This window comes from Zooshikella harenae, assembly GCF_018837975.1.
GTDB lineage: Bacteria > Pseudomonadota > Gammaproteobacteria > Pseudomonadales > Zooshikellaceae > Zooshikella > Zooshikella harenae.
On the sequence record NZ_JAGSOY010000261.1, the window covers coordinates 1 to 1165 of the forward strand.

Annotated in this window: 2 protein-coding genes; both read right to left on the reverse strand. The window is 38.1% G+C overall.

Annotation, left to right across the window (positions count from 1 at the left end; all coding sequences use genetic code 11):
• Positions 1-2: 2 nt before the first annotated feature.
• Positions 3-473: a hypothetical protein gene (locus tag KCG35_RS25475; RefSeq protein ID WP_215822657.1), complete on the reverse strand. Its 471-nt coding sequence runs from the start codon at positions 471-473 to the stop codon at positions 3-5.
• Between the two features lie 4 nt (positions 474-477).
• Positions 478-1165: RHS repeat-associated core domain-containing protein (locus tag KCG35_RS26885; protein WP_215822658.1), on the reverse strand; the 688-nt coding region annotated here is incomplete at its 5' end.

Sequence of the window (1165 nt, forward strand, 5' to 3'; positions counted from 1 at the left end):
GTTTAATTGATGTCTGTATAGACTAAATCCATATCCTCAAACGCTATACGAAACTTATTCCCATTACTAAATGCAATGTAGTGAATAATATATGGCTTTTCATAGCTGAACTCATGTATCAATAGATCTCCATGAGCAACTTTTTTGTCAGGGCTTGTAACACTAGAGAAATCATATTCATAAACATTTTTATATTGAAAAGTTATTATTTTATCGTGATAAGCATTCAGTAATTCTATAGTTATATTTAAGCTTCTTTGTTGACCCCTTTCACCCTTTGAAACTTCCTGAATTTTTACCTGGTTTAACCATGCATCATGTAATGTATGGTTACTGTTTAACTCATAATTATGGTAACCAGAGGCAAAATCATAAATATGTTTTGGTAGAACTTCTTGTAAGCTACTAATGTAAGAAAAATAATCATCAAATGAAGTGTTAGGGCTACCTATCTGACTAATTAAATATTTCATATGACTAACACCACTCCTGTGTAGGGTCTAATCCGCAAGACCTTTCAGTACTTAAATTAGACTGAATATTGCCTACAACTGCAGCAGCACCACCAAACCTAACAAAATATTTCCAGTAATTGCCTTTAATATTCACGGTGCCTTTTGGAGGAAAGCGATTTCTTTTTCTCAGTTCATCAATAGTAACACCTTTTACTCGATTACAAACTTCATCAGGAACATCATCAGGTTTACCTTTAAAGCCATGCTTATTAATCCAGCCCTTATCTCCATGCACCCCTTTCTCAACGCCATTTTTATCATAAACGTGAACCTCAAATGAGGGGTCACCTTTATATTCAAAAGAGTCAATTCGCCCAGTATAACCTTGGCCCAAATCAACGTCTTTCAACCCTTTCGGGTCAACTAAACTGATGGGGTTACCATGGACATAAGCAAAGGTATTTAGCCCACCATTAAGGCCAATCGGGTCACTTTCGATGTAGCGTCCAGTACTAGGATCGTAATCGCGGAAGTAGTTGTAAAAGAGCCCACTCTCTGCATCATAGTATTGCCCAGGGAAGCGCAGATTTAAAGTAACGCTTTGCCCATCACCATCCGGGTTATCAGCCACTTGACCGACACCATAGGCATCACTGTACCAAGCCCAGACGATGTTGCCTTCAGTATTGGTAGCACGACGAGGGGTATTC

Excerpts from the sequence above, each read along its gene's own strand:
- KCG35_RS25475 (WP_215822657.1), bottom strand. The coding sequence starts at position 473 with ATGAAATATTTAATTAGTCAGATAGGTAGCCCTAACACTTCATTTGAT.